Raw genomic sequence first — 26,015 nt, forward strand, 5'->3', positions numbered from 1 at the left:
TGCGAGGAGACGACGACCGTGTCCAGACGGACCGGCCTGTCGCCGTCGTACTCGATGGTGACCTGCGTCTTGCCGTCGGGACGCAGGTAGGGAACGGTGCCGTCTTTGCGGACCGCGGTCAGGCGGCGGGAGAGCCGGTGGGCCAGGTCGATGGGCAGCGGCATCAGCGAGGGCGTCTCGTCGCAGGCGTAGCCGAACATCAGGCCCTGGTCGCCCGCGCCCTGACGGTCCAGGTCGTCGTCCTCGCCCTCGACTCGCCTCTCGTACGCGGTGTCGACGCCCTGTGCGATGTCGGGCGACTGGGCGCCGATGGAGACGGACACGCCGCAGGAGGCGCCGTCGAAGCCCTTGGCCGACGAGTCGTAGCCGATGCCGAGGATGGTCTCGCGTACGAGTCCGGCGATGTCGGCGTAGGCGGTGGTGGTGACCTCTCCCGCGATGTGCACCTGGCCGGTGGTGATCAGGGTCTCCACGGCCACTCGGGAGGCGGGGTCCTCGCGTAGGAGCGCGTCGAGGACGGTGTCGCTGATCTGGTCGGCGATCTTGTCGGGGTGCCCCTCGGTCACGGATTCCGAGGTGAACAGACGGCGAGACACGGCACTCCCTGGAATGAGTCGGGCACGTGGGCGGAAAACGTGTCGCTCATGCTGCGGCCAGGTGCTTAAGCACGGCTTGAGCCCGCGACTCCCGTAACTTCCGTAACTCCCGCGAATTTCCGGCCGGGTTCGGTCGTGTGACGTATGGCAGCCGCATGGCAAGGGAGCGCGTCGCGCATGCCCCGAGCACGGCAAACCGCGGACCAGACGGGTCGGGCACAGCAGGATACCGGCGCGTTTCACGCTCTCGAAGGTGCTTTGCGGAGCCATAGCCGCCCTGTCGTTGACCCGTATTCAGGGCACGGGATTTGCTTCCCGTCGCGCCAGTTCACCCGACCGCGAGTTCGCCAGTTCGCCAGTTCGCCAGTTCCGTCATGTGACGCGCTTTCCGACGAGTCGACGCATCACATCCCGCCAAAACACGCCGCGATGCACCGCGCCTCCGTGTCCCCCCCAACTCACGTAATCAGGAGCAGCAGATGGCCAATCAGCAACTGACCGTGTGCGTCATCGGCACCGGGCCCCGTGGCCTGTCGGTGCTCGAGCGCGTCTGCGCCAACGCCACTCTCGTACCCGACGTCCGGATCACGGTGCATGTGGTCGATCCCGAAGAACCAGGTTCCGGCCGGGTGTGGCGCGGCAGCCAGTCCCGGCATCTGCTGATGAACACCGTCGCCTCGCAAGTGAGCCTGTTCACCGATGAGTCGGTGGACATGGAGGGCCCATTGGCGACCGGTCCCAGCCTCTACGAGTGGGCGCAGCTGATGACGCCGCTCGAACCCGAGGAGTCGGGTCTTGACGAGGGGTTCCTCGCCGAGGCGCGTCAGCTCGGCCCTGACACGTATCCGACCCGAGCCTTCTACGGTCGCTATCTGGCGTGGGTGTTCCAGCGGGTGGTGGCGCTCGCCCCCGACCAGGTGGACATCGTCGTGCACCGTACGCGGGCCGTGGCCCTCGACGACGCCGCGGGCGACGACTCTCCCTGGCAGACCGTCCGGCTGGAGAACGGCCGCGAACTGACCGGCCTGGACGCCGTGGTGCTGTCGCTCGGCCATGTGGAGGCCGAGGATCCCGAGCCGCTGGCCCGGCTGCACGCCGAGGCGACCCGGCTCGGCCTGACCCATCTGCGGCCCGCCAACCCGGCCGACATCGACCTGCGCGACATCGCGGCGGGCGCGCCGGTCGTGCTGCGCGGGCTCGGGCTGAACTTCTTCGACTACATGGCGCTGTTCACGCAGGGGCGTGGCGGCGTGTACGAGCGGGTGGGGGACAAGGTCGTCTACCGGCCGTCCGGTGACGAGCCGGTGATGTACGCGGGTTCCCGGCGCGGTGTGCCGTATCACGCGCGCGGCGAGAACGAGAAGGGCGCGCACGGACGGCACATACCGCTGCTGCTCGACGCGCGGAAGGTGCACGAGCTGCGCCGCCGCGCCGAGGTCGGGGCGGGGCTCGACTTCAAGGACGACATCTGGCCGCTGGTCGCCAAGGAGGTCGAGACGGTCTACTACACGGCGCTGCTGGCCCGCGACCGCGACCGGGACGAGTCCGCCGTCGACCGGTTCCGTGAGCGGCTGCTGGCGACCGCGTGGGACAGCGCGGCCGAGCGTGCGGTGCTCGACGAGTACGGTGTCCGCGCCGCCGACCGCTGGGACTGGAAGGACATCGCCAGACCGGACCGGGGCGCTCGGTTCGAGGGCCCGGCCGCCTGGCGCGACTGGCTGGTGGCGCGGCTGCGGCAGGATGTGTCGGACGCCCTGGAGGGCAATGTGTCCGGGCCGTTGAAGTCGGCCCTGGACGCGCTGCGCGATCTGCGTAACGAGATCCGGCTGCTCGTCGACCACGGCGGTCTGACCGCCGAGTCGCACCGGGACCACCTGGACCGCTGGTACACGCCGCTGAACGCGTATCTGTCGATCGGGCCGCCAGTCTCCCGTGTGCAGGAGGCGATCGCGCTCATCGAGGCCGGGGTGCTGCATATCGTCGGCCCGGATCTTCAGGTCGAACTCGATGTGGAGAAACGGGAGTTCGTTGCGTCCTCGCCGCGGGTGCCCGGTTCCGAGGTGCGCGCGTCCGCGCTGATCGAGGCCCGGCTGCCGGACATCGATCTGCGGCGCACCGCCGATCCGCTGCTGCGCCATCTCAGGACCACCGGGCAGTGCAGGCTGCATCTGGTGCACGGGCCGGGGGCGCAGGCGTACGAGACCGGGGGGCTCGCGGTGACCGAGCGGCCGTACCGGCTGCTGGACGCGACGGGGGCGTCGCACCCGCGGCGGTTCGCGTACGGGGTGCCGACCGAGTCCGTGCACTGGGTCACCGCGGCCGGGATCCGGCCCGGCGTCAACTCGGTGACGCTGACCGACTCGGATGCCATCGCGCGGGCGGTGCTCGCCCTGGCGCACGGTCCGGCGTTCACGCTGCCGGGCGCGCCCGCCGGGACGGAGGCGACATGATGGCTGGTCGTCCTCCCCTCAGTCGTCGCCGTCGTCCTGTCCTGGCCGGTTCGGCCGTGGTCAGTTCCGTGCTGGGCGTGATCTGGCGGGCGCTGCGGGCGCCGACGCCGCTGGCGCCGGTGCCGCCGGTGCCGCCGCCGTACAGCGTGCCGCCCGCCGTACCGCCCGGTGCGTCTTCCGCCGCGCGGCCGCCCCTCGTACCGTCCGTCGCGCGGCCCGCCGCACCGCTGCCCGCCGTCACCGAATCGGAGCCCGCTCAATGACCACCAGTACGAGCACGAGCATCAGCGCTAGCGCCACCGCCAGTACCAGTACCAGTGCCAGTACCAGCGCCTCGGCATTGGCCGAGCCGTCCCCAGCCGTGCCCGCCACGCCGCCGTATGTCGAGCCGTACGTCGAGCCGGACGCCGGGCTGCTGTCCCCGGTGCGGGCGGGCACCCCCGTCGAGCCGCTGGTCGGCGACCGGGCCTGGTTGCAGGCGATGCTGGACGCGGAGACGGCCCTGGCGCGGGCACAGGCCCGGATGGGTCTGGTGCCGCGGGCGGCGGCCGAGCTGATCACGGAAGTGGGCCAGGCCGAGAACTTCGACGTGCGCGCCCTGGCCGAGGCTGCGCGCGGCGCGGCGAACCCGGTGGTCGCGGTCGTCTCGGCGCTGACCGCCGCGGTCGCCTTCCAGGACGCCGAGGCCGCGCACTACGTGCACCGGGGCTCCACCAGCCAGGATGTCCTGGACACCGCCACCATGCTGGTGGCCAGGCAGGCGCTGGGCTTCGTGCTGGAGGCCCTGGAGCGCACCGCGGTCTCGCTCGCGCGGCTGGCGCGGGAGCACCGGGACACGCCGATGGCGGGCCGCACCCTGACCCAGCACGCGGTGCCGACCACCTTCGGGCTGAAGGCCGCCACCTGGCTGCAGGGGGTGCTCGACGCCCATCAGCGGGTCGCGACGCTCATCCTGACGGGGCTGCCCGTGGAGCTGGGCGGCGCGGCCGGGACGCTCGCCGGGTATCTGGAGTACGCGCGGATCGACGCCCCCGAGTCGAGTGCCGCCGACCCGTCCGTGTATGTGGACGAGCTGTTCCGCGCGTACGCCGATGAGCTGGACCTCGCCGTGCCGACGGCGCCCTGGCACACGGTGCGCACCCCGCTCAGCGACCTGGCGGCCGTGCTCACCCAGGTCTCGGGCGCGCTGGGCAAGATCGCCGTGGATGTGCAGTCCCTGTCCCGTACCGAGGTCGCGGAGGTCGCGGAGCCCACCGCGCCGGGGCGCGGGGTGTCGTCGGCGATGCCGCAGAAGGTGAACCCCGTTCTGGCGACGCTGATCCGTTCGGCCGCGGCCCAGGTGCCGCTGCTCGCCGCGTCGGTGGCGCAGCAGGCGCTCGCCGACGACGAGCGTCCGGCCGGGGCCTGGCACGCCGAGTGGCAGCCGCTGCGCGAGGCGCTGCGGCTGGTCGGCGGGGCCGCGCACACGGCGGCCGAGCTGGCGGGGGGTCTGTCCGCACACGCCGGGCGGATGCGCGCCAACTTGGGCGCGACCGGTGCGCTGATCGTCGCGGAACGGCTCGCGGCGCGGCTCGCGCCGGTGCTCGGGAAGGCCGCGGCGAAGGCGACGGTCACCGAGGCCTCGCAGCGGGCCGCGGCGCAGGGCCTGCCGCTCGCCGAAGTCCTCGCCCGTGTCCCGGACATCGCGGACCGCTTCTCGCGGGCGGACCTGGACGCGCTGACCGACCCTGCCGGGTATACGGGCGCGGCGGGCGCGTTGGTGGACCGGGTGGTCGACCGGTTCCACGCGGTGCTGGGGTGCCGCTGACGCGCTCTCGGGTGTGAACGAACGCGGCCTCTGAGTGTTTTACCGCGGTAAAACACCCAGAGGCCGCGAAGTGGTGTGCTCGGCCCGGTGGTTGTGGCACCGGCGGTCGCGGTCCCGGCCGGTCGCGGTCCCGGCCGGTCGCGGTCGGCCCTGGGGGTCAGTGGCGGGCCGGGGTGTCGGGGTCCTGGGCGGAGTCGCCGGTGCGTGGCGGGCCGACCTTCGCGTGTTCGGCCGTCGGGTCGTGGCCGTTCAGGGCGGCGGGAGTGTGGTCGCCCGGTTCGAGGTGTTCCAGGGCCTGTTCGTACTGCTCGGGGGTGGGGGTCGGGACCTGGGCGCCGTACATCCAACGGCTCAGCCGGTGGCGTAGCTTGTCGCGGCGCAGCCTGGGGTTGGGTACGTCGTCGCTGTCCGGTTCGGGGGCCGGGAGCGGCTTGAGGACCTCGCGGGACAGCAGGGAGTACTCGCGCTCGCGGTCGAGCCGTTCGTGCACCTCGACGAACTCGCCGTGCGGCAGTCGCATGATCTTGCCGGTCTCGCGGCCGTGCAACAGTTTCTCGCGGTCGCGTAGTTGCAGGGCGAGACAGATGCGCTTGGTGACGACGTAGGTGATCACCGGGGCGACGAAGAGGCCGATGCGCACCGCCCAGGTGAAGCTGTTCAGGTTCAGGTGGAACTTCTCGGAGAGGATGTCGTTGGCGCCGCCGAAGAACAGCACCAGGTAGAAGGCGATGAAGGCACAGCCGAACGCGGTGCGCGTGGGGTGTTCGCGCGGCCGGTCCAGCAGATGGTGTTCGCGTCTGTCGCCGCTGACCCATGCCTCCAGGAACGGCCATCCGGCGATGACCAGGGCCATCAGTCCTGGCAGGACGACAGCGGGCAGCAGCACGCCCATGTTGACGGTGTAGCCCACGACGCTGAACTCCCAGGCGGGCATGGCGCGCAGCGCGCCTTCCAGGAAGCCCATGTACCAGTCGGGCTGGGAGCCTTGAGAGATATGGTCGGGTCGGTAGGGCCCGTACTTCCACACCGGGTTGATGGTGACGAGGCCCGCTATCAGGGCGAGGACGCCGAAGACGGCGAAGAAGAAGCCGCCCGCCTTGGCCACGTACACGGGGACGAGGGGCTGGCCGATGACGTTCTTCTCGGTGCGGCCCGGTCCGCGGAACTGGGTGTGCTTGTGGATGCCGACGTACAGGACGTGCAGCACGATCAGGCCCAGCATGATGCCCGGAATCAGCAGGATATGGACGCTGTACAGGCGGGAGATCACATCGTCGCCGGGGTACTCGCCGCCGAAGATGAAGAAGTGCAGATAGGTGCCGACCACGGGGATGGCGAGGGTGACGCCCTGGACGATGCGCAGGCCGGTGCCCGAGAGCAGGTCGTCCGGCAGCGAGTACCCGGCGAACCCTTCGAGGATGACGAGGACCAGCAGCACGAAGCCGATCACCCAGTTGATCTCGCGCGGCTTGCGGAACGAGCCGGTGAAGAAGTGCCGCAGGGTGTGCAGACAGACCGCGGCCACCATGGTGAGGGCCGCCCAGTGGTGCACCTGGCGGATGAACAGGCCGCCGCGCACGTCGAAGCTGATGTCCACGGTCGAGGCGTACGCCTCGGACATCGTGACGCCCTGGAGCGGCACATACGCGCCGTCGTAGATGACCTCGGTCATGGACGGCTTGAAGAACAGCGTCAGATAGATGCCGGTCAGGATCAGGATGACGAAGCTGTACAGCGCCATCTCGCCGAACATGAACGACCAGTGTTCGGGGAACGCCTTGCGGACCAGGACCCTGGCCCGGTAGGTCCCGAAGCGGCCGTCGACGTAGTCGGCGACCCGTTCGCCGCGTGGCGCGGGGGCCCCGGCGCGCGGCCTGTCGTCGGTGGTGCTCACGCCTGCTCGACCTCCCTGTGATGTCCGGCGGCCCCGACGCCCAGGCCGGTGAGCGCGTGATCGGCTATGGAGGCGGCCAGTTGGGGCGTGAGCGGTCCGGTGCCGAGCAGCAGCCGGAACCAGATCGGCCCGAAGACCAGGTCGACGGCCGTGTCCAGGTCGATGTCCAGGCGCACCTGGCCCTGCTCCTGGGCGAGTTCGAACCGCGCGCGGGCCACGGCCCGGTTGGGTGTGTACACCTGGCGCAGGAACGCGTCCGCGAGCCGCGGGTCGGCGTGTATGTCGGCGATCACCGCGGCCAGGTGCGGCCCGATCCCCGGATCGGCGAACAGCCGGGTCACCGCGGCGAGTTGGGCTTCCAGATCGGCTCTGATACCGCCGGTGCGCGGGAACCTCATGTGCGGGGCGACGGCGTGCAGCAGCGACTCCATGACCACGAGGTTCTTGGCGGGCCAGACCTCGTGGACCGCCGCCTCGTCCACACCCGCGCGCTCCGCGATGTCCCCCAGGCCGATCTCTTCATAGGAGCGCTCGCGGCACAGCACGAGCACCGCGTCGTACACCCTCTCCCGGAGAGTCAAGTCGCCTTCTATTGCGGCGGATTGCCCCACACTTGTCATAGCCGAAAGCGTAGCTAGCCGCTTGTCACGCCCCACCCGTCCGGCTATGGCAATAACTTGTCATGCAGGAATTTCCGGCCCGTTCCGGTCGTACGCGCACGGGCCGGAGAGGTAGGGGGAGCAGGGCTCCTGCGAGGGTCATACAGGGGGCGCTTTGCGCATGCTCAACCGGCTCAGCCAGCAAGAGCGCCCCCGTTGGACCGGAAGCTGTCCGGGACGGGGGCGCCTTGGTCGTAGGTGCGGATAGCCGCAGACAGCGCCTACCGTTCGCCGAACTCGCCGTCGACCACACTCACGATGAATGCCTGCCACCCTTCGACAGTGTTGGTCAGGACCGGTCCGGCACTCTGCTGCTTGCTGTCACGCACGGCAACCGCGGTACCGAGGTTCGCGACCTCGACGCAGTTGCCGTTACCGTTGCTGTAGCTCGACTTGAACCAGTGCGCATTCTGTAGATCAACCTTGTTCATGGCTCCCTGCTTGCCACTTCGGAGAGCAGGAGTCGCGACGCCTGCTCATCGAGCGATGTTTCCCAGATTCCTTGAAATGCCGCGTCGTACTGCTCTACTTCCCACGGTTTGTCAAGGTACAGCCCCCCTGTGTAACCGTCTGCGTAGACCGTAGGCGGTTCCGTTTCACTCCCGTCGCCGTTGACCGGGAAGCGCAGGATGACGAACGGTCCGGTAACGACACCGGAGTGCATACCAGCGGCGAAGGGCACGACGCGGATCGCGATGTTCGGAAGCTCGGAGACGTAGACGAGGTGCGCAAGCTGCGCTGCCATCACGTCACGGCTGCCGATGGGGCGCCGTAGCACCGCTTCGCTCAGTGCCACGCGCAAGGTCGGCGGATCTGTGGCGCGCGTGAGCAGCGACTGCCGCTCAATCCGAAGGCGTACCCGTCCGTCGAGGTCCTCGTCGTCAATCCCTCGGATGTGAGTCCGGGTGACTTCGCGCGCGTAGCCTTCCGTCTGAAGAAGCCCTGGGACGATGTCGCTCTCGTATGAGGACAGACTCGCTGCGGCCTCCTCGAGGCCGACGTACACGTCGAACCCTCCCGGGATCACGTCTCCGTAGGCATGCCACCAGCCACGCGACTTGGTCTCTTTGGCAAGGCCCATGAGCGCCTCGGTCAGGTCAGCGGGCGCTCCGTAGACCATGCACATCGCTTGGACATCGAGGCTGCGCAACGGGGTCTGGCCCGTCTCGATGCGCCACATCTTCGCCTCGGACCACTCCAGTTTCTTCGCCGCAGCGCGAACCGTCAGACGTGCCCGGTTGCGTAAGTCACGCAAGTTCCGCCCGAGCTGACGACGCGGGACGGTTGATCCAGTAGGCCCCTCTGCCATCCTCCACCCCTTCAACAGCGCCCAGTATGACGGACTTCCATCACTCGCGATGAAAGCACCCAAGTACCCGCCACGCAATACAAGTCAGCAACTCGACGAATTGAGAGCGAAGCACCGCTATGAAGTCTTGCACGGCAAGGACCCGGCAGGCACTCTGAGAGCCAGTCGCTGTGCGTGGTGACTTGGCTACGCCGTAGCGGCATTGAGTCAGCGTCGCCTATGACACGGAGGCCCCTGATGACTGCGGAGCAGCAGCAATCACCAGAGCAGCAGGATGCCGGATCCCCACCGACGGGCGATCAGATGGAGCAACAGGTCGACGCGTTACAGGAGGAGATCAAGCGGCACCTCGACTCTCTGCACGGAGAGTCCAAGTGACGTGCGCCGCCTACCGATTCCGCGAGTACGTGATCGAACCTGAGACGGGGACGGATGCAAGGCCGATCACCTTCGCCATGCAGTGACCGCACACCCCACGGACAGAAGGGAGACAGAACCATGTCCGCCCCCACACCGCCACAGCTTCCCGCCGTCGCCGACGAGCTGCTGCGCCGCATGGCCACCGACCAACACGCCCGCGGTGTACGCGAGAACGGGCCGAGCCTCACCCCTGACAGCGACCTGATGCGCACTGTGGACGCCGACAACACCGCCGCCCTTGCCCGCATCCTCGACGCCTACGGTTGGCCCGGCCTCTCCCTCGTCGGCGAGCAAGCCACAACTGCGGCATGGCTCATCGCCCAACACGCCGAACTCGACTTTCAGCTACGCGCCTTGAACCTGCTCCGCGATGCCGTCGACCACGGCGAGGCACCCGCCTGGCAACTCGCGTACCTCACCGACCGGTGCCTCATGCACCAGCGAGAACCGCAATTGTTCGGCACGCAGTACCTCGATACCGGCGACGGCCACGGTATGCGTCTATGGGACATCGCCGACCCCGACCGTCTCGACGCCCGCCGCGCCGCGGTCGGGCTCGGACCGCACGCCGAGTACGAAGCAGCGTTCCGCGCCCAACAGAGAACGCCTCCACGGTCGTAGCACCGCACCGCCGAGCAGGTGCGCCGTCTCCAGAGGGAGCACCGCACCGCCGCCGCCCTGGCAACCTGCGGCATCGACTGCGGCCCCGATCTCGCGCTCGCCGCCGCCCGGTGACGACACAGACCCGCTCCGGACTACTCGATTCGTTCACTCGTCGTTGTCCGGGGCGGTGCACCACCGCACGCCAACCGAACTGCAAGACCAAGCGAAGGGGAATACACGGCATGTCTGAACTCACTGAACGCGTTCCGACCCTGTCTCACGCGATCCGCACCGAGCCCGTCGGCCCGCTCGCTACCCGGCCGTTCGGCCTCGACGCGCTGACCACTCCCGTCACCCCCGGCCGACGCCCCGCGGTCACCGTCGACCCGGTCTCACAGCTCTCCCTCGCCGACGGCCGGACCGTCCTCGACTCCCCGGCCATGGACCAGGGCACCTCATGCAACACCGAGTCGGACGGCAAGGACGCGATCGCCATCGACACGGACCAGAACGACGACTGACACACGGAGGTCGCACCATGTCCGTACTCACCAGAGGCACTCCGCCCCAGAACAACACCACCGCGAGCGGACCCCACGGCCCCCTCGCCACCCGGCCGGTATGGCAGGGCACCGCCGCATCCACGACGCCCACATGCAGCGCCGGGTCGGGCAGTAGCAACCCGATCGAGCAGCACGCGGACGAGGGCGACGACTGATGGCACACGCCCATGGGCAGAGCACGCGCGGCGCTGCGGCGCCGCGCGTGCTCGTCGTGACCTACGCCCTCGACCCGACCGCCGACTACGTCCTCCGCGAGCTCAACAGCCGCGGTGTGCCCTTCTGGCGCACCGACCTCGCCGACTTCCCGACCACCTCGACCCTGTCCGCCGAGCTGCGCCCCGACGGACTATGGGGCGGACAGATGCACGACCCCACCCGCGGAATCGACCTTTCCGAGCTGCGCTCGGTGTGGTGGCGCAAGCCCACTCGCTTCGCCTTCCCCGACAGCATGAGCGGCCCCGAGCAGGAGTTCGCCGCCTCGCAGGCAAAACGCGCCGTCTCCGGTGTGCTCGGCTCACTGCCCGACGTCTTATGGGTCAACCGGCCCGAGCGCAACGCGGACTGCACCAAACCTCGCGAGCTCGCCGCCGCCATCGAGGCCGGCCTGCACGTGCCCGAGACCCTGATCACCAACAACCCTGACGACGTCCTCCCGTTCGCCGAACGATGCGGCGGGCGCATCGTGACGAAGGTCCTCGGCAGCATCGTGCACACCGAGGGCGGCCAACGCGGACAGCTCTACACCCGCCGTGTCCCGCGCGAGCAGTGGAGCGACCCCCGTATCGCCCTAACCGCTCACCTGTTCCAACGGGAGATCACCGACAAGGCATACGAGGTCCGCGTAACCGCCGTCGACGGCCGACTGTTCCCCGTCGCCGTCTACGCGCCAGACGGGCCTGCCCGCCTCGACTGGCGGCGCGATTCCGGCAGCCTCACCTACGGCCCCGTCGAACTACCCACCTCCGTGGCCGACGGCATACGCGTACTGCTCGACCGCCTCAGCCTCGTCTTCGCCGCTCTCGATCTGATCGTCGACAGCAAGGGAACACACCACCTGATCGACGTGAACGCCAACGGCCAATGGGCATGGATCGAGCGCACCCGCGAAGCCATCACCCACGCACTCGCCGACCTGTTCGAGAAAGGCACCACCACGTGAGCACCGACCCAGACCCCGGCTCCAGCTCCGGCTCCGGGCTCGACGAGCAGGCCGCCGCGCTGCGCGCCAAACTCGCCCAAGCCCTCAGCGACTCCGGCGACCTCGTCGACCCCGCATGGCGCGACGCGTTCGAGCACGTCCCCCGCCACGTCTTCGTACCCGCCTACTACGACAACGGCGGGCGTCGCGTCAGCGGCGACGATCCCGGCACCCTCGAGGAATGGCTCGGCGGCGTCTACGCCGACCGAACCCTGATCACACAACGCACCGACGGCGCTCCGACCTCGTCCAGCACCGTGCCCTCGCTCATGGCCGAGATGCTCGAAGCCCTCGACATCACCGACGACGACACCACCGTGCTCGAAATCGGCACAGGCACCGGCTACAACTCGGCCCTGCTCGCGCACCGCCTCGGCGAGCAGCGCGTGACGACCGTCGACCTCACGGACGAGCTCACCGAGCCCGCCCGCGGACGCCTCGCCCAGGCCGGATACCGGCCACGCGTCGTCACCGGCGACGGCGCACACGGCCACGCCCCCACGGCCCCGTACGGGCGCATCCTGGCGACCTGCAGCGTCTCATCCGTACCACCGGCATGGCTCGACCAACTCGCCGCCGACGGCCTCATCCTGGCCCCGCTCGGCCTCGGCCTCGCCCGTATCCGCCGCACCGGCCCCCACACGGCCGAAGGCCGGTTCATCGGCACCGCCGCGTTCATGCCCCTTCGCCACAACCAGCAGACCAGCACCCCCAAGGGCGACCTCGCCCAACTCGACGGCAGACTAGGGCGCCCCACCGCCTTGCCCGCCGCGATGGTCTTCAACAACGCCTTCCGGTTCCTCGTCGGCATCATCGAGCCCGGTCTCGTATGGCAGTACGACCTCCACGACGACAACGCCCCCCGCGGCGTACGCGTCTGGTCCCCCGACGGCTCCATCGCCAGCCTTGACGCGAGCGGCGCCGTAACCGAGGCCGGCGCCCGCCGCCTCTGGACACATCTCGAAGGGGCGTACGCCGTCTTCCGCGACAGGGACGAGCCCGCCCCCGACCGCTACGGCGTCACCATCAGCGGCACGGCACAACGCGTATGGCTCGACGCCCCCGACGGCCCGAGCTGGCCCCTGCCCGCGTAGGCGGCACCTGCCCAGTGTCCGCAGGCGGCGCACCCCGAAACCGAGGGCGATGACAGAAAGTTGTCACTTCACGGCGCTGGGTGGCTGTGGTTCCGTGTGGTGCACCGACCAAGAGGACAGGTGACGGGGCAGGACCGGGCGAGCGGAGGGCATGTGAGCGGCACGACGACGATGCGGGGCGGTGCCGGGAACATGCTCGGCTTCGATCCTGACGCGCCGGGGTTCCGGCAGGACCCCTATCCCCATTACCGGCGGCTGCGCGAGTCCGCGCCCGTTTTCCGTAGCCCGGCGGGCTTCTGGGTGCTCACCCGGCACCGGGAATGCGATCGCGTGATGCGGGACGAGCGGTTCGGATATCCGACGCCCGCTTCGGGCGGTGATTCCGGTGATTCCTCTGACGGGGCGGCGCTGCCCGGCGGGTTCGCCGATCAGCGTCACATGCTCATCTTCATGAACCCGCCGGACCACACCCGGATGCGTCGCGCCCTGCGCGACACGTTCGGGCCGCGCGTGATGCGCAGCGCCAACGGCTACATCGAGCGCCGTACCGAGCAGCTCATCGACGAAGCGCTGCGGGAAGGCCCGGAGTTCGACCTGATCGCGTCCGTCGCGCACGCCCTGCCGTTCGGGGTGATCTGTCATCTGCTCGGGGTGCCTGAGCCAGACCACCGGATGATCGAGAAGTGGGCGCAGGACTATCTGGCGGGCGTGAGCCCCTCGTTCACCGTGTCGAAGTCGGACCACCGGGGCAGGGACGAGGCGCTGGCCGGGCTCAACGACTACTTCCGCGCGCTGGCGGCCGAGCGCCGCCGGGATCCCGGTGAGGACGTGCTGAGCCGTCTGACGGCCGAGCAGGACGCGGGGCACATCAGCGAGCAGGAGCTGCTCGGCACCTGCATCCTGCTGTTCATCGCCGGTCACGGCACGACCACGAACCTGATCGGCAACGGCGCGCTCGCCCTGCTGCGCCACCCGGACCAGCTCGCCCGGTTCCGCGCCGAGCCCGACCTGGCCGGACCGGCCGTCGAGGAACTCCTGCGGTACGACTCGCCGTCGCACCTCTCGATCCGTGTCGCGTTCGAGGACGTGGACCTGGGCGAGGGGAATGTGGTGGGCGCGGGCGACCAGGTGATCATCGTACGGGGTGCGGCGAACCGGGACCCCGAGGCGTTCGCGGACCCGGACACGCTCGACCTCGGGCGCGCCGACAACCGGCATCTCAGCTTCGCCTCGGGGATGCATGTGTGCTTCGGCGCGCCGCTGGCCCGTACGCAGGGCAAGGTCGCGCTGGGGGCGCTGTTCCGGCGGGCGCCGAAGCTGGCGCTGACCGGTGAGCGGCTGGAGTACAAGCCGAGTCTGCTCTCGCGTGCGCTGGAGTCGCTGCCGGTCACCACGAACGCGTAAGCCCCGCGCGTCCCTATGTGAGTCCCGACTGTGGGTCCCGACTGTGGGTCCCGACTGTGAGCCCCCGACTGTGAGCCCGACTTGGAGATCCGATGGACACCAAGAGCCTCATCACCCAGGGAGTACTGGCGCTGACCGGAGGCGACGACACCGACGGCGCCCTCGACACGTACTACGCGCCGACGTTCATCCAGCACAGCCCGCTGTGCGCGGACGGCAGGGACGGTCTGCGACAGCTCACCGAGCAGGCCAAGGGCGCGGGCGCCCGCTATGACCTGCTGCGCTCGATCGGCGAGGGCGACATGGTGTTGCTGCACGCGCGGGTCACCGGGCTCGCCCCGGTGCCGCTGATGCTGTTCAACCTGTACCGCGCCGCCGACGGCAGGATCGCCGAGCACTGGGAGGCGGTGGCGCCGGAGACCGGGCCCAGCGCGGCCGGGCACGACATGGGGGACGGCGCGGCGGAGGTCGTCGACCACGCGCGTACGGCCGCGAACAAGGACGCGGTCCGCCGTCTCGTCGAGGACGTCTTCGTCGGCGGCGACCTGACGGCGCTCGACGGGTTCTTCGACGGCGGCGAGCTGATCCGGCACGCGCCCGCGGTCGCCGACGGAGTGGCGAGCCTGCGCGAGACGCTCGCCGGGGCGAAGTATCTGAAGCTGCATCATCTCGTCGCCGAGGGGAACTTCGTGTTCGCCCTGTCCGAGGGCACGTTGAGCGGCGCGCCGCACGCGTTCGGCGACCTTTTCCGCCTCGCGGGCGGGAAGGTCGTCGAGCACTGGGACATCCGCACCGACGTCCCCGAGCAGATGCCGCACACGAACGGCATCTGCTGACCGCTGCCCCTCCCCCGAGCCCCCTCTCCCCCACGCGCGCAGTGCCCCGCTGCCCGCTGCCCGCTGCCCGCCGACCACAGTCGGCGGGCGGCGGGCGGCGGCTTTTATCCGTCTGACCTCCCGCAAGGCTCTCTTTAGCCGGGAATCACAGGATGCGTCCCGTTGACACCGTGGCGCCGGATCGTGCCCGGTGCCGTCCCGAGTGCGTCCACGAGGGGGCCGATGGTGACCAGTTCATTCGCCACGTTCACGGAGTGCGTCGTCGAGCGGGCGCACGCCCGGCCGGAGGCGGACGCGCACGTCTTCCTGCCGGATGATCCGAACGCGGCGGCGCGCAGGCTCAGTTACGCGGAGCTGGACGCCGCGGCGCGCACCGTCGCCGTGCGGCTGGCCGAGCGGGGCGCGCGAGGCGAACCGGTGCTGCTGCTCTACCCGTCCGGGCAGGACTTCCTGAAGGGGTTCGTCGGCTGTATGTACGCGGGGGCCGTCGCGGTGCCCGCCCCGCTGCCCAAGGACCGCCAGGAGCGCATGCGGCGGGTGACCGGGATCATCCGGGACACCGGCGCGCGCCTGGTCCTCACCGACTCGGCCAACGCGCCCGAGGTGTCGCTGTGGCTGGCCATGAGCGGGCGCGGTGAGGCCGTGTGCATGGCCACCGACGTCGACGAGGGCGTCGACCCGGACCAGTGGAGCATGCCGGAGATCGCCCCGGACGACCTGGCGTTCCTGCAGTACACCTCGGGCTCCACCTCGCAGCCGCGCGGTGTGATGGTCAGTCACGCCAACCTGCTCGACAACCAGGAGCATGTGCGGCGGGTGCTGGCGTCCACGCCCGATGACCGGTTCGCGAGCTGGCTGCCGCACTACCACGACCTCGGTCTGATCGCGCAGTTGCTGCACCCGCTGTGGCTGGGCGCGACGGCCGTGCAGCTGCCCGCGCGTTCCTTCGTCAAGCGGCCGGTCCGCTGGCTGCGGGCCATCGACGAACACGACGCGACCATCAGCTGCGGGCCCAATTTCTGCTATGACCTGTGCGTCCGGCGCGTCACCGACGAGCAGATCGCCTCGCTCGACCTGTCGCGCTGGCGCGTCGCGCTCGCCGGGGCCGAGCCGATCCGGCAGGACACCCTGGACGCGTTCGCCGAGCGGTTCGCGCCCGCCGGGCTGCGCCGGGCGGCCGTGTCGCCCGCGTACGGGCTCGCCGAGGCGACGCTGTGCGTCAGCGGCGGCGACCCCGGCAGGCCGCACGGCCGCCGCACGGTGGACGCCGCGGGCCTCGAACAGGGCGAGTTGCGGCCGCCGGTGGCGGGCGGGCCGGTGCGTCACCTGGTCAGCAGCGGGGACGCGGGGACGTACGACGTGCGGATCGTGGACGAGCGGCGGCGCGAGCTGCCGCCGGGGCAGGTCGGCGAGATCTGGCTGAGCGGCCCCAGCGTCGCCCGCGGCTACTGGCGGCAGACCGACGCGTCCGCCCGCACCTTCCAAGCCCAACTCGCGGACGGCAAAGGGCGTTTCCTGCGCACCGGCGACCTCGGCGCGCTGCTCGACGGCGAGTTGTACGTCACCGGGCGGCTCAAAGAGGTGATCATCCTCAACGGCCGCAACCTCTACCCGCAGGACGTCGAGTGGGCGGTGCGCGAGGTGTCCAGCGCGCTCGGCTCGGTGCACGGCGCCGTGTTCACCGTGCACGCGGAGCGCGAACAGCTCGTCCTGGTGCACGAGGTGCGGGCCCCGCACGCCGACTGGGAGCGGCTGCGCTCGCTGGCCCGCCGTATCCAGTCCCTCATCGGCCAGGAGTTCGAGGTACCGGCGGGCAATGTGGTGCTGGTACGCCCCGGCACCCTGCGCCGCACCACCAGCGGCAAGATCCAGCGCACCCTGATGCGCAAGCTGTTCCTCGGCGGCGAGCTGTCCAGTCTGTACGAGGTGCTCGACCCCGCGGTGCGCGCCCTGGTCCGGCCGCAGCAGGCCAGGCTCGGCGACGAACTCCTGGGCGCGGGCGCCCCCGACGGCCGGGACGTCCGGCAGTGAGCGGGCCGGTCGTCCGGGCCGCGGCCGCGCCGGGTACGCACGCCGCGCCGGGTACGCACGCCGAGCCGGGCACGTACGCCGCGCCGGGCACGTACACCGTGCGCGGTCTGGGCGCGCCGCCGCCCGGCGCCCCGGCCACGGCGCGGATCGACCGCCTGGAGCGGCTCCTGGGCGACCCGGCCGACCCCGCCAACCCGGCGGGCCACGGCAGGCTGCTGGCCGCCGACCGGGCGGGCGTCGCCTGCCAGGAGGCCGAGGAGGTGCTGGACTCCTTCGGCCTGAACGAGGAGTTCGTCCCGACCGGCCTCGGCGGCCGCTTCGACTCGGCCGAGTCCCTGCTGCGCGTGATGCGGGCGGTCTTCCGCCGTGACGTCGGCCTCGGCATGGGCTACGGCATGTCGACGTTCATGGCGGCGTCCGACGTGTGGCTGCGCGGCGACGAACGGCAGCGGCGCTGGCTCGCCCAGCGGCTCCTGAACGGCGCGAAGGCCGCCATCGCCCAGCACGAGACCGCGCACACCAACGACTACGTACGCAGCCAGGTGCGGGCCACACCGCGCGGCGACGGCCTCACGGTCACCGGGTCCAAACCCGTGATCAACAATCTGCACCGGGCCGAGGCGCTCGTCATGATCTGCCGCACCTCCGCCAGCCGCGGCAGCGACGGCCTCTCCGCGCTGCTGCTCGACCCCGAGCGGCTGCCGCCCGACCGCTACCAGGTCACCCGCCGCCCGCGCGCCGCCCTGCTCGGCGTGCGCGGCTACTACTGCGACGGGGCGCGCTTCGACGACTGCCCGGTGCCCGCCGACGCGCTGCTCGGCCCGCTCGGCAGCGGCGTCGCCACCTCGCTGCTCTCCTTCCAGGTCAGCCGCACCCTGATGGCGTCCCTGGTGGTCGCGGGCGTCGACAGCGGGCTGCGCACCGCGGTGCTCGTGGACCGCGAACTGGGACCGGGCGCCACGGGCGGCGCCGTCGACCCGAAGAGCACCGCGAACACGCTCACCGGCGCGTTCGTCAACCTGCTCCTGTACGACAGCCTGTCGGTGGTCGCCACGCGGGCGCTCCAGCTGCGGCCCGCCGAGACCAGCCTGTACTCGGCGGCGGTCAAGTCGCTGCTGCCGAAGGTCCTGCGGGACACCCTGTACGACCTCGCCACCGTGCTCGGCTCACAGATCTACACCCGCGAGGGCACGGTCGGCGCGTTCCAGAAGCACCTCAGGGACGTGCCGATGATCAGCCTCGGCCACGCGGGCACCGTCGCCTGCCAGTCCACGATCATCCCGCAGCTCAGGGGCCTCGCCCGGTCGTCGTGGTTCCGGGACGACGCGGCGCCCGCGGCGCTGTTCACGCCCGGTGCGCCGCTGCCCGCGTTCGCGTACGACCGGCTCGCCCTCGCCGGAGGGCGCGACAGCCTCAGCGCGTCGCTGCTGGACACCGCCGCGTCACTGCCCGGCGGCGGCCCCGTCGAGACCACGCTGCGCACCCTGTCCCAGCGGCTCGTCGACGAGCTGCGCGACCTGCGGTCCCGTGTGCTCGCCCTGGAGCCGCTCGGGCGGGATGGCGCCGTGAACCCGGCGTGGTTCGCGCTCACCGACCGGTACGTCCTGGTGCTCGCCGGGGCCGCCGTACTCGGCGTGTGGCGGCACAGCGACGCCCTCAGCGACCCGTTCGTCGCCGACCCGGCATGGGCGGCGGCCGCGCTGCACCGGGTCGCGGGCCGACTCGGCATCCGGGACGTCGAGCTTCCCGAGCAGTGCACGGCTCGGGTGCACCAGGAGGTGCTGGCCCGCTTCGGCGGCGGTTACGGCTTCGACCTGTACAACACCGCGCTCCCGTACTGACCCGACCCGCGCTCCCGCACGCAGGACACGCAAGGAGAGATCCGATGCCACTCGCCGCACCATGCCAGCCGGACGCATCGCCCACTGACCGCGGTGGGGTGGAGCGTCCGTGACCGGCGTCGCGATCGTCGGCCTCGACTGCGCGTTCGCGTCGGCGGACGGCGTCGAGGCCTACTGGGACCTGCTGATGCGGGGCGGCGACGCGATCGGCCCGCTGCCCGAGCAGCGCCGCCGCGAACCGGACTTCGACGGCCGGGTGCAGGGCGGCTTCCTCTCCCACGCCGACGTCTTCGACCACGCCTTCTTCGCCGTGTCGCCGCGCGACGCGGGCGCCATGGACCCGCAGCAGCGGCTGCTGCTGCAGAGCGCGTGGCGCGCCCTGGAGGACTCCGGGCGCGCGCCCGGCGCCTTCGCGGGCAGCGACACCGGGGTGTTCGTGGGCACCATGTGCACCGAGTGGGCGCAGCTGCACCTGGGCGGCGGCGGGCAGGCCCGGATCACCCCGCAGCTGGGCTCCGGCAGCGGCACCGGCATGGCCGCCAACCGGATCTCGTACCACCTCAACCTCAAGGGCCCGAGCCTGGTGGTGGACACCGCCTGCTCGTCGTCGCTGGTGGCGGTGCATCTGGCGGTCAACTCGCTGCTGTCCGGCGAGTGCGGCACAGCGCTGGCGGCGGGCGCGAACCTGGTGCTCAACTCGGCGATCGCGCGGGTCTACGAGCAGATGGGGCTCGCCGCGCCGGACGGGCGGTGCAAGCCGTTCAGCGTGGAGGCCGACGGCATCGTGCGCAGCGACGGCGTCGGCGTGGCGGTGCTGCGCCGACTGGAGGACGCGCTCGCCGACGGGCAGCGCGTCTACGCCGTGATCGAGGGCACCGCCGTCAACCAGGACGGCCGCTCCAACGGGGTGACCGCGCCCAGCCGTTGGTCCCAGCAGGAGGTGATGGCCGCCGCGTACCGCAGGGCCGGGGTCACCCCCGACCAGGTGCGGTTCGTCGAGGCGCACGGCACCGGGACGGTGCTCGGCGACATCATCGAGTGCACCGCGCTCGGCGAAGTGCACGCCGTCGAGCGCGCCGAGCCGTGCGCGATCGGCTCGGTCAAGGGGAACCTCGGGCACGCCGAGGGCGCGGCCGGGATCGCGGGGCTGATCAAGGCGGCGCTCGCGCTGCACCACCGGATCGTGCCCGCGAGCCGCTACGCCACCCGCGAGAACCCCCGGCTGCGCCTGGCCGACCGGGGTCTTCGGCTGCTCAAGGCTCCCGTCCGGCTGCCCGCGACGCCGACGTACGCCGGGGTGAGCAGCTTCGGCATGGGGGGCACCAACGCGCACGCGGTGCTGGGCTCGGCGCCGCGCGTACGCCGTACCCCCGCGGCCCGTGGCACAGCGCCGGGCTGCGGGGTGTTCACCGTGTCGGCCGACACGCCGCAGGCGCTGCGCCGCAATCTCGCGGCGCAGGCCGAGGCGGTCGCGCGCCGCCCGCGGGGGGACGCGGCCGCGCTGTGCTGGTCGAGCAACCGGGTCAAGACGGGGCTGCCGCACCGGGCCGCGTTCGCGGTCGGCGACACCGCGGAACTCGCCGCCGCGCTGCGCGCGGCCGCCGCCGACGACGGCCTGGCGACGCCCGTCGCGGACCGTGCCTGGCGGGAGCCGGTCCTGGGCTTCGTGTTCTCCGGCCAGGAGGCGCACGAGCCGGGGACGACGGCCGCGCTGTACGCGGCGTCGCCGCTGTACCGCGCGCACCTGGACGCCGCGGACGCCGCCCTCGCACCCCATCTCGGCGGTTCCGTACGCGAGTTGGTACTCGACGGGGACGGGCGGGCGCGCCAGGCGGACGCTGCCCTGACGCGGCCCGCGCTGTTCGCCGTCCAGTACGCCCTGTGCGAGACGCTCGGCGCTCTCGGGATCCGGCCGCACGCGGTGCTCGGCCATGGCGTCGGCGAGTACGCGGCGGCCGTCGCGGCGGGTGTGCTCACCCTGGCCGACGCGGCCCGCCTGATCGCCGCGCGCGCCGTCGAGGGCTCCGCCGAGGTCGCGGACAGGGGCGCGGACGGGGGCGCGGACCGGTTCGCGGACGGGATCTCCTACGGTGATCCGGTCGTACCCGTCGTCTCCGGGCGTCTGGGGCGGCTGCTCGACGACGAGCCGATGGACGCCGCGTACTTCCGTGCGCACGCGCGGGAGCCGGTGCGGTTCGCCGCCGCGCTCGACGCGCTGGTCACCGGTCTCGCGCCGACCACGCTCGTCGAGATCGGGCCGCGGCCCCACCTGCTCGCGCCAGACGCCGACGGCGACCCGGCCGACGGCGTCCCGCTCGTCCACCCCGCGCCCGGCGGCGACACCGGCCCGCGCCAACTCGCCGAGGCGGTCGCCGCGTTGTACCGCTGCGGAGTGGATCCCGAGTGGGACGGCCTGTACCCGGCCGGGCAGCGACGCCACGAGCGCCTCGTGCCGTACGCCTTCGCCACCGAGCACCGCTTCTGGCGGCAGCCCGCGCGGACACCCGTACGCGGCGACGACAGCGGCGGCGACGGCGGCGACGGCGTCGAGGGCTCCGGCGAGACCGGCCAGGGCGGCGGCCTGGCCAGCGGCCAGAGCGGCGGCCGGGACGCCGTTCGGGTGCCGGGGTCCCCGGACGGCGACGCGGCCGAGGCGCGCGACGACGACCCGGTGCTCGCGGTCGTCGTGGAGGCGGTCGTCGCGGTCGGCGAGTACGACCCCGCACGCGTCGACCGGTCCACCCGCTTCTACGAGGACCTCGGCTTCGACTCCGTGATGATCATGCAGCTGAAGGACCGTATCGAGCTGCGGCTGCCGCAGGCGAGCGGGGTCAGCGTGCAGCAACTCCTGCCCGAACTGCGCTCCGTGGGCACCCTCGCCCAGTTCCTCAGCGAATGGATCAGCGTAGGAGCCGCCACATGACCACCCTGACGCACAGCCCCCTCTATATCGCGGGCACCGGCGCCGCGCTGCCAGGACCGCCGGTCGGCAACGACGCGCTCAAGGAGGTCTTCGGGATCAGCGAGGAGTGGATCGACCTGTTCGTCGGCACCCGGACCCGCCACTTCGCGTGGGATCTCGGCACCGGCGACGCCACCCACACGCTCGCCGACCTGTGCGCGGAGGCCGCCGGGCACGCTCTGGCGGCCGCCGGACTCGACGCGCAGGACCTGGACTTCCTGGTCCTGACCACGTCGACCCCCGATCTGCTGCTGCCCGCCACGGTCAACGACGTCGCCGACCGGCTCGGCATCGACCATCTGCCCACCTACCAGATCCAGGCGGGCTGTTCCGGCGCGGTGCAGGGCCTCGACATCAGCCGGGCACTGCTCGCGGGCGGGCACCGCACCGGCCTGGTGCTCTCCGGCGACATCACGGTCAGGTTCATGGACATGCGGCGCAACGCCGTCTCGCTGCCCACCGAGGAGCTCGTCAACTACGTGCTGTTCGGCGACGGGGCGGGCGCGGCCGTGGTGAGCGCCGACGCCTTCGGCGACGCGGTGCGGCTGCGCGCGCTGATCAACTGTTTCACCGGGCTCGGCCGCCCGCCGGGCCAGGTACTCGACTGGAACGGCTCCACCCGGCGCAGCCCCGTACGGCAGATGGTGCGCGAGGACTACAAGGCCATCGAGGATCACGTGCCGACGATGGCCGCCGAGATCCTGTGGGAGCTGCTCGACACCACCGGCTGGAAGCGCGAGGACGTGCGGTTCCTGCTGCCGCCGCAGCTGTCCGGGCGGATGACCGAGCGGATCACCGCGCATCTGGGGCTGCCCGAGCTGCGCGAGGTGTCCTGTGTGGCGGATACGGGCAATACCGGAAACGCCCTTCCACTCATCCAGCTCGACCGGCTGATGCCGCAGCTCGCCTATGGCGAACGGGCCCTGACGGTGGCGGTCGAGTCCAGCAAGTGGATCAAGGCGGGGCTCGCCCTGGAGAAGCCGGTGACGACAGGGCTCGTCGATCCGGGTGAACCAGGTGATCCGGGTGATCCGGGTGATCCGGGTGAGACAACCGAATCGGGGGCGTCCAGGGAAGGGAAGCCCGAGGCATGACTGAACCGACGCGCGAGCAGCCGGTCACCCGGCTGCGGGCGCTGCGCGAGCGTGACCGCCTGGCCGCAGACTGGCCCGAGGTCACCGCGCTGCTCGCCGAACTCACCGACGCCGGGGACCGGCCGCCGCCCGAGGTCCTCGCGGACCTGCTCGCCTGCGGCCGGATCCTGGCGGGTCTGGACGTCGACGCGGTGCGCCACCGTCATCCCGGCGTGGACGCCGTCACGGTCGCCGTCACCGGGCACGGCACGCTCGGCCAGCTCGCCGACCCGCTCACCGTCGAGCTGGCCCGGCACGGCCTGCCGAGCCGGATCGTGTTCGGCGACCACGGCGCGTACCTGCGTGACCTGACCGATCCGGGCAGCGAACTCGCCCTGGTCAAGCCGGAGGTGACGCTGTGTGTGCTGGACGCGGGCGCCGTCTTCGACGAGCTGCCCGCGCCGTGGGACGCGCACGACGTCGAACTGGCCTGCGCCCGGCTCGCCGACCGGGTACAGGCGATCTGCGACGCGCACACCGACCGCGGCCACGGCACCCTCGTACTCAACACCCTGCCCCTGCCGCGCACCCACACCCACCAGCTCGTCGACGAGCAGCAGCGCGCCCTGCTCGGCGCGGTGTGGCGGGAGTTCAACGCCCGGCTGCTGCGCCTGGCCACGGAGCGCGGCGATGTCGCGGTCGTCGACCTGGACCCGCTGGCCGCCGAGACGGGCCCGGCGTACGACGCCCGCCTCGCCCAGTACGCCCGCGCGCCGTTCACCGTGGAGCTGCTCGCCGGGTACGCCCGCGAGGTCGGCCACCTGCTGCGCTCGCGCCGCGGGCTGGCCAAGAAGTGCCTGGTACTCGACCTCGACGGCACCCTGTGGGCCGGGGTGCTCGGCGACGACGGCCCGGACGGCGTCGACGCGTCCCCCGGCGGGCTGCGCGGCGCGCCGCACGCGGCCCTGCAACAGGCGGTGCGCCAACTCGCGTCACAGGGCGTGCTGCTGGCGATCAGCAGCAAGAACGAGCGCGGGCCCGTCCTCGACGTGCTGCGCGGGCACGGTGACATGGCCCTGCGCGAGAGCGACTTCGTGTGCGTGCACGCCGACTGGCAGCCCAAGGACACCCACCTGACCGCCGTCGCGGAGGCGCTCGGCATCGGCGTCGACAGCCTGGTCTTCGTGGACGACTCCGCCGCCGAACGCGCCCTGATCCGCGGCGCGCTGCCCGGCGTCGCCGTCGTACCGCTGAGCGAGGAACCCGCGCTGCACCTGCCGCGCCTGCTCGCGGACGGCTGGTTCAGCACGCCGCGGCTGACCGCCGACGACCGGGAGCGCACCGCCCGCTACCGTGACGCGGCCGCCCGCCACGCGCTGCGCGCGCGTACCGGCTCGTACGAGGAGTATCTGCGCGACCTCGGCCTGCGGGTGCGCATCGCGCCCGCCGAGCCGCACGAGTTCCCGCGCCTGGCCCAGCTCTCCCTGCGTACCAATCAGTTCAATCTCACCGGGGAGCGGCTGAGCCAGCCGCGGATCGCCGAACTCGCGGCCGCGCCGGACCGGCTGGTGCTCGCCGTGCGGGTCGCCGACCGGTTCGGCGACAGCGGTCTCGTCGGCGCGGTACTGGGCCGCCGTGCCCCGGACGGGCTGTGCCTGGACGCCTTCCTGCTCAGCTGCCGGGTGCTGGCCCGCGGCGTCGAGCAGGGCGTGGTCAGCGCCCTGCTGCGGGCGGCGGCCGAGCAGGGCCTGCCCGCGGTGCACGCCCGCTACCGGGCCACCGCCAAGAACGGGCGGGCCCGTGCCCTGTACCCGGACCTCGGTTTCACCGCCCGCCCGGCGCGCGGCGAGGACGGTGAAGACGCTGGAGGCGGCGTGGACGGCGAGTTGTTCACGCACGGCCTGGCTGATCCGCCCGCCGTGCCCGCCCACCTCACGCTGGCCCTGGACGTCGCGGATCTGCGCTGCCCCGCGACGCACTCACACGCCCCGCGGCCGGGTCGGACCGCGCCGCGGAGAGGATGACGATGAATCTTCTCGGCAATGAGCCGCGGCTCGCGGATCTCGTCCGTCTGTTCCGGGACGACCTCGGCGTCGAGCTGAGCGAGCCGGACGTGGACACCGACCTGGACGCGCTGCCCGGCTGGGACTCGGTCCATCTGCTGCGCCTGGTGATGCTGCTGGAACAGGGAACCGGGCGGCGGCTCCCGCTGCCCGCCGTCCTGGAGGCGCGGACCGTACGTCAGCTCCACGCCCTGCTCGCGGACCCCGGCGGACCGGACCCCGCCCCGGAACACCCGGCGCCCGCTCCGGGCGGTCGGCCATGACCTTCCCCGCGTCCGACACGGCCTCGGCGGCCCCCGACGGCCGGGTGCCGCTCGGCGACCCGATCGCGGTGACGGCCACCGGCGCCGACTGGTCCCTGGTCCGCGACGACCTGCGCCGCCACGGCAGCGCCCTGGTGCACGGACGGCTGGCCGACTGGCGTCCCGACACCGGTGACGCTCAGGCGCTGCGGGCGCTGCTCGGCCGCGACTGGCCGCGCTACAGCGGCATCGCGCACGCCGAGATCCGCGAGCGGTACGCGGCGTCCAGGCGGCTGCTCAAGCACGCCGCCGCGGCGGCCCTGCGCGCGGACGCCACCGATATGGAGCTGGCGTACGGGCCCACCGGGCGCCCCTCGCTGCGTGGCTGCGACCAGATCGACATCAGCCTCAGCCACACCGACGACCTGCTGCTCGTCGGCCTCACCACGCGCGGCCTGATCGGCGTGGACGCCGAGCTCGCCGACCGGCAGCTGTACGAGAAACGCCTGGACCGGCATATCTGCACCACGCAGGAGCGCCGTGACCTGGAGCGGCTGCCGGTCGACGAGCGCAATCCGTCCCTGCTGCGCCTGTGGACGCTCAAGGAGGCCTACAGCAAGGCGATCGGGCAGGGCATGCAGTTCCGCTTCACCGAGTTCGGCTTCGGCCCGGACGGCAGACCCGTGCGGGTGAACCGCCCCGACGGCACCACGGGCGCGGGCGCCGAGTGGTTCTTCCGTACCTTCGCGCGTGACGTCGGCGGCGTCGCGTTCGTCATGAGCGCCGCCGTGCACGACCAGGGCTTCGGCCGCACCCTGGACACCGAGATCACCACGATGCTGGACGCCGAGACGGTGGCCGCGATCAGCGAGGCGGTGCCCGAACCGGGCTGACCCGCCGCCGCCCGGCCTGGCTGGCCTGACTGACCTGACTGACCTGACTGGCCTGGCCGATCCCCCGCCGCCCGGCA

The 26,015-nt window shown here is 71.7% G+C and carries 23 protein-coding genes; 18 read left to right on the forward strand and 5 right to left on the reverse strand.

Going from position 1 to position 26,015, the window contains the following annotated elements:
- Window positions 1-596 (reverse strand): S-adenosylmethionine synthetase N-terminal domain-containing protein (locus ACX6XY_RS08425; RefSeq protein ID WP_460327948.1); only part of this gene is annotated, 596 nt, incomplete at its 3' end.
- Between the two features lie 479 nt (window positions 597-1,075).
- On the opposite strand from ACX6XY_RS08425, the gene ACX6XY_RS08430 reads away from it, so the two are divergent.
- The 3 genes from ACX6XY_RS08430 to ACX6XY_RS08440 are packed head-to-tail and all read left to right on the forward strand — an operon-like array spanning window position 1,076 to window position 4,853.
- Window positions 1,076-3,046, forward strand: a complete 1,971-nt coding sequence (locus ACX6XY_RS08430) for an FAD/NAD(P)-binding protein (RefSeq protein ID WP_460327949.1) — start codon at window positions 1,076-1,078, stop codon at window positions 3,044-3,046.
- A gap of 56 nt (window positions 3,047-3,102) precedes the next feature.
- Window positions 3,103-3,309, forward strand: coding sequence for a hypothetical protein (locus ACX6XY_RS08435; RefSeq protein ID WP_460327950.1), 207 nt, complete (start codon window positions 3,103-3,105; stop codon window positions 3,307-3,309).
- Complete coding sequence (locus ACX6XY_RS08440; protein ID WP_460327951.1) at window positions 3,306-4,853, forward strand: nitrosuccinate lyase; 1,548 nt, start codon at window positions 3,306-3,308, stop codon at window positions 4,851-4,853. The genes ACX6XY_RS08435 and ACX6XY_RS08440 overlap by 4 nt, the downstream gene beginning before the upstream one ends.
- Before the next feature lie 157 nt (window positions 4,854-5,010).
- Here the strand turns inward: ACX6XY_RS08440 and qcrB are convergent, their stop codons facing one another.
- The 4 genes from qcrB to ACX6XY_RS08460 form a co-directional block, all read right to left on the reverse strand.
- Window positions 5,011-6,747, reverse strand: a complete 1,737-nt coding sequence (gene qcrB, locus ACX6XY_RS08445; RefSeq protein ID WP_460327952.1) for a cytochrome bc1 complex cytochrome b subunit — start codon at window positions 6,745-6,747, stop codon at window positions 5,011-5,013.
- Window positions 6,744-7,328: a TetR/AcrR family transcriptional regulator C-terminal ligand-binding domain-containing protein gene (locus ACX6XY_RS08450; RefSeq protein WP_460327953.1), complete on the reverse strand. Its 585-nt coding sequence runs from the start codon at window positions 7,326-7,328 to the stop codon at window positions 6,744-6,746. Before ACX6XY_RS08450 ends, qcrB begins: the two co-directional genes overlap by 4 nt.
- A gap of 299 nt (window positions 7,329-7,627) precedes the next feature.
- The gene (locus ACX6XY_RS08455; RefSeq protein ID WP_460327954.1) at window positions 7,628-7,837 is read right to left on the reverse strand and encodes a DUF397 domain-containing protein; all 210 of its coding nucleotides are present in this window, start codon (window positions 7,835-7,837) and stop codon (window positions 7,628-7,630) included.
- Window positions 7,834-8,715 carry a helix-turn-helix domain-containing protein gene (locus ACX6XY_RS08460; protein WP_460327955.1) on the reverse strand — a complete coding sequence of 294 codons (882 nt, stop codon included), beginning with the start codon at window positions 8,713-8,715 and terminating at the stop codon, window positions 7,834-7,836. The genes ACX6XY_RS08455 and ACX6XY_RS08460 overlap by 4 nt, the downstream gene beginning before the upstream one ends.
- Window positions 8,716-8,952: 237 nt before the next feature.
- On the opposite strand from ACX6XY_RS08460, the gene ACX6XY_RS08465 reads away from it, so the two are divergent.
- From ACX6XY_RS08465 to ACX6XY_RS08535, 15 genes are all read left to right on the forward strand, one after another.
- The gene (locus tag ACX6XY_RS08465; RefSeq protein WP_460327956.1) at window positions 8,953-9,093 is read left to right on the forward strand and encodes a hypothetical protein; all 141 of its coding nucleotides are present in this window, start codon (window positions 8,953-8,955) and stop codon (window positions 9,091-9,093) included.
- Between the two features lie 120 nt (window positions 9,094-9,213).
- Window positions 9,214-9,756, forward strand: coding sequence for a DUF6624 domain-containing protein (locus tag ACX6XY_RS08470; RefSeq protein ID WP_460327957.1), 543 nt, complete (start codon window positions 9,214-9,216; stop codon window positions 9,754-9,756).
- A 224-nt stretch (window positions 9,757-9,980) separates the two neighbouring features.
- Window positions 9,981-10,259, forward strand: coding sequence for a hypothetical protein (locus tag ACX6XY_RS08475; RefSeq protein ID WP_460327959.1), 279 nt, complete (start codon window positions 9,981-9,983; stop codon window positions 10,257-10,259).
- Between the two features lie 17 nt (window positions 10,260-10,276).
- Window positions 10,277-10,456, forward strand: coding sequence for a hypothetical protein (locus tag ACX6XY_RS08480; RefSeq protein ID WP_460327960.1), 180 nt, complete (start codon window positions 10,277-10,279; stop codon window positions 10,454-10,456).
- The gene (locus ACX6XY_RS08485; RefSeq protein ID WP_460327962.1) at window positions 10,456-11,460 is read left to right on the forward strand and encodes an MvdC/MvdD family ATP grasp protein; all 1,005 of its coding nucleotides are present in this window, start codon (window positions 10,456-10,458) and stop codon (window positions 11,458-11,460) included. Before ACX6XY_RS08480 ends, ACX6XY_RS08485 begins: the two co-directional genes overlap by 1 nt.
- Window positions 11,457-12,593, forward strand: a complete 1,137-nt coding sequence (locus tag ACX6XY_RS08490; RefSeq protein WP_460327963.1) for a methyltransferase domain-containing protein — start codon at window positions 11,457-11,459, stop codon at window positions 12,591-12,593. Before ACX6XY_RS08485 ends, ACX6XY_RS08490 begins: the two co-directional genes overlap by 4 nt.
- 153 nt (window positions 12,594-12,746) lie before the next feature.
- Window positions 12,747-13,997, forward strand: a complete 1,251-nt coding sequence (locus tag ACX6XY_RS08495) for a cytochrome P450 (RefSeq protein ID WP_460327964.1) — start codon at window positions 12,747-12,749, stop codon at window positions 13,995-13,997.
- Between the two features lie 92 nt (window positions 13,998-14,089).
- The gene (locus tag ACX6XY_RS08500; protein ID WP_460327965.1) at window positions 14,090-14,833 is read left to right on the forward strand and encodes a nuclear transport factor 2 family protein; all 744 of its coding nucleotides are present in this window, start codon (window positions 14,090-14,092) and stop codon (window positions 14,831-14,833) included.
- Between the two features lie 222 nt (window positions 14,834-15,055).
- Entirely contained in the window at window positions 15,056-16,864 is a 1,809-nt protein-coding gene (locus ACX6XY_RS08505) for a fatty acyl-AMP ligase (protein WP_460327967.1), read from the forward strand.
- A complete protein-coding gene (locus ACX6XY_RS08510; protein WP_460327968.1) occupies window positions 16,861-18,705 on the forward strand; it encodes an acyl-CoA dehydrogenase family protein in 1,845 nt (614 codons plus the stop codon). Before ACX6XY_RS08505 ends, ACX6XY_RS08510 begins: the two co-directional genes overlap by 4 nt.
- 109 nt (window positions 18,706-18,814) lie before the next feature.
- Window positions 18,815-21,628 carry a type I polyketide synthase gene (locus ACX6XY_RS08515; protein WP_460327969.1) on the forward strand — a complete coding sequence of 938 codons (2,814 nt, stop codon included), beginning with the start codon at window positions 18,815-18,817 and terminating at the stop codon, window positions 21,626-21,628.
- Window positions 21,625-22,761 (forward strand): 3-oxoacyl-ACP synthase III family protein, encoded by a 1,137-nt coding sequence (locus ACX6XY_RS08520; protein ID WP_460327970.1) that lies wholly within the window; start codon window positions 21,625-21,627, stop codon window positions 22,759-22,761. The genes ACX6XY_RS08515 and ACX6XY_RS08520 overlap by 4 nt, the downstream gene beginning before the upstream one ends.
- Window positions 22,758-24,764, forward strand: a complete 2,007-nt coding sequence (locus ACX6XY_RS08525) for an HAD-IIIC family phosphatase (protein ID WP_460327971.1) — start codon at window positions 22,758-22,760, stop codon at window positions 24,762-24,764. The genes ACX6XY_RS08520 and ACX6XY_RS08525 overlap by 4 nt, the downstream gene beginning before the upstream one ends.
- Window positions 24,761-25,066, forward strand: a complete 306-nt coding sequence (locus ACX6XY_RS08530; protein ID WP_460327972.1) for an acyl carrier protein — start codon at window positions 24,761-24,763, stop codon at window positions 25,064-25,066. Before ACX6XY_RS08525 ends, ACX6XY_RS08530 begins: the two co-directional genes overlap by 4 nt.
- Window positions 25,063-25,938: a 4'-phosphopantetheinyl transferase family protein gene (locus tag ACX6XY_RS08535; protein WP_460327973.1), complete on the forward strand. Its 876-nt coding sequence runs from the start codon at window positions 25,063-25,065 to the stop codon at window positions 25,936-25,938. The genes ACX6XY_RS08530 and ACX6XY_RS08535 overlap by 4 nt, the downstream gene beginning before the upstream one ends.
- Window positions 25,939-26,015 lie beyond the last annotated feature (77 nt).

Source organism: Streptomyces sp. O3 (assembly GCF_054788135.1).

What these genes read in the sequence shown, in the direction of transcription:
- ACX6XY_RS08430 (WP_460327949.1), top strand. Translation starts at nt 1,076, where the DNA reads ATGGCCAATCAGCAACTGACCGTGTGCGTCATCGGCACCGGGCCCCGT.
- ACX6XY_RS08440 (WP_460327951.1), top strand. Translation starts at nt 3,306, where the DNA reads ATGACCACCAGTACGAGCACGAGCATCAGCGCTAGCGCCACCGCCAGT.
- ACX6XY_RS08455 (WP_460327954.1), bottom strand. Translation starts at nt 7,837, where the DNA reads ATGAACAAGGTTGATCTACAGAATGCGCACTGGTTCAAGTCGAGCTAC.
- ACX6XY_RS08460 (WP_460327955.1), bottom strand. Translation starts at nt 8,715, where the DNA reads ATGGCAGAGGGGCCTACTGGATCAACCGTCCCGCGTCGTCAGCTCGGG.
- ACX6XY_RS08465 (WP_460327956.1), top strand. Translation starts at nt 8,953, where the DNA reads ATGACTGCGGAGCAGCAGCAATCACCAGAGCAGCAGGATGCCGGATCC.
- ACX6XY_RS08470 (WP_460327957.1), top strand. Translation starts at nt 9,214, where the DNA reads ATGTCCGCCCCCACACCGCCACAGCTTCCCGCCGTCGCCGACGAGCTG.
- ACX6XY_RS08475 (WP_460327959.1), top strand. Translation starts at nt 9,981, where the DNA reads ATGTCTGAACTCACTGAACGCGTTCCGACCCTGTCTCACGCGATCCGC.
- ACX6XY_RS08480 (WP_460327960.1), top strand. Translation starts at nt 10,277, where the DNA reads ATGTCCGTACTCACCAGAGGCACTCCGCCCCAGAACAACACCACCGCG.
- ACX6XY_RS08485 (WP_460327962.1), top strand. Translation starts at nt 10,456, where the DNA reads ATGGCACACGCCCATGGGCAGAGCACGCGCGGCGCTGCGGCGCCGCGC.
- ACX6XY_RS08500 (WP_460327965.1), top strand. Translation starts at nt 14,090, where the DNA reads ATGGACACCAAGAGCCTCATCACCCAGGGAGTACTGGCGCTGACCGGA.
- ACX6XY_RS08505 (WP_460327967.1), top strand. Translation starts at nt 15,056, where the DNA reads ATGGTGACCAGTTCATTCGCCACGTTCACGGAGTGCGTCGTCGAGCGG.
- ACX6XY_RS08520 (WP_460327970.1), top strand. Translation starts at nt 21,625, where the DNA reads ATGACCACCCTGACGCACAGCCCCCTCTATATCGCGGGCACCGGCGCC.
- ACX6XY_RS08525 (WP_460327971.1), top strand. Translation starts at nt 22,758, where the DNA reads ATGACTGAACCGACGCGCGAGCAGCCGGTCACCCGGCTGCGGGCGCTG.
- ACX6XY_RS08530 (WP_460327972.1), top strand. Translation starts at nt 24,761, where the DNA reads ATGACGATGAATCTTCTCGGCAATGAGCCGCGGCTCGCGGATCTCGTC.
- ACX6XY_RS08535 (WP_460327973.1), top strand. Translation starts at nt 25,063, where the DNA reads ATGACCTTCCCCGCGTCCGACACGGCCTCGGCGGCCCCCGACGGCCGG.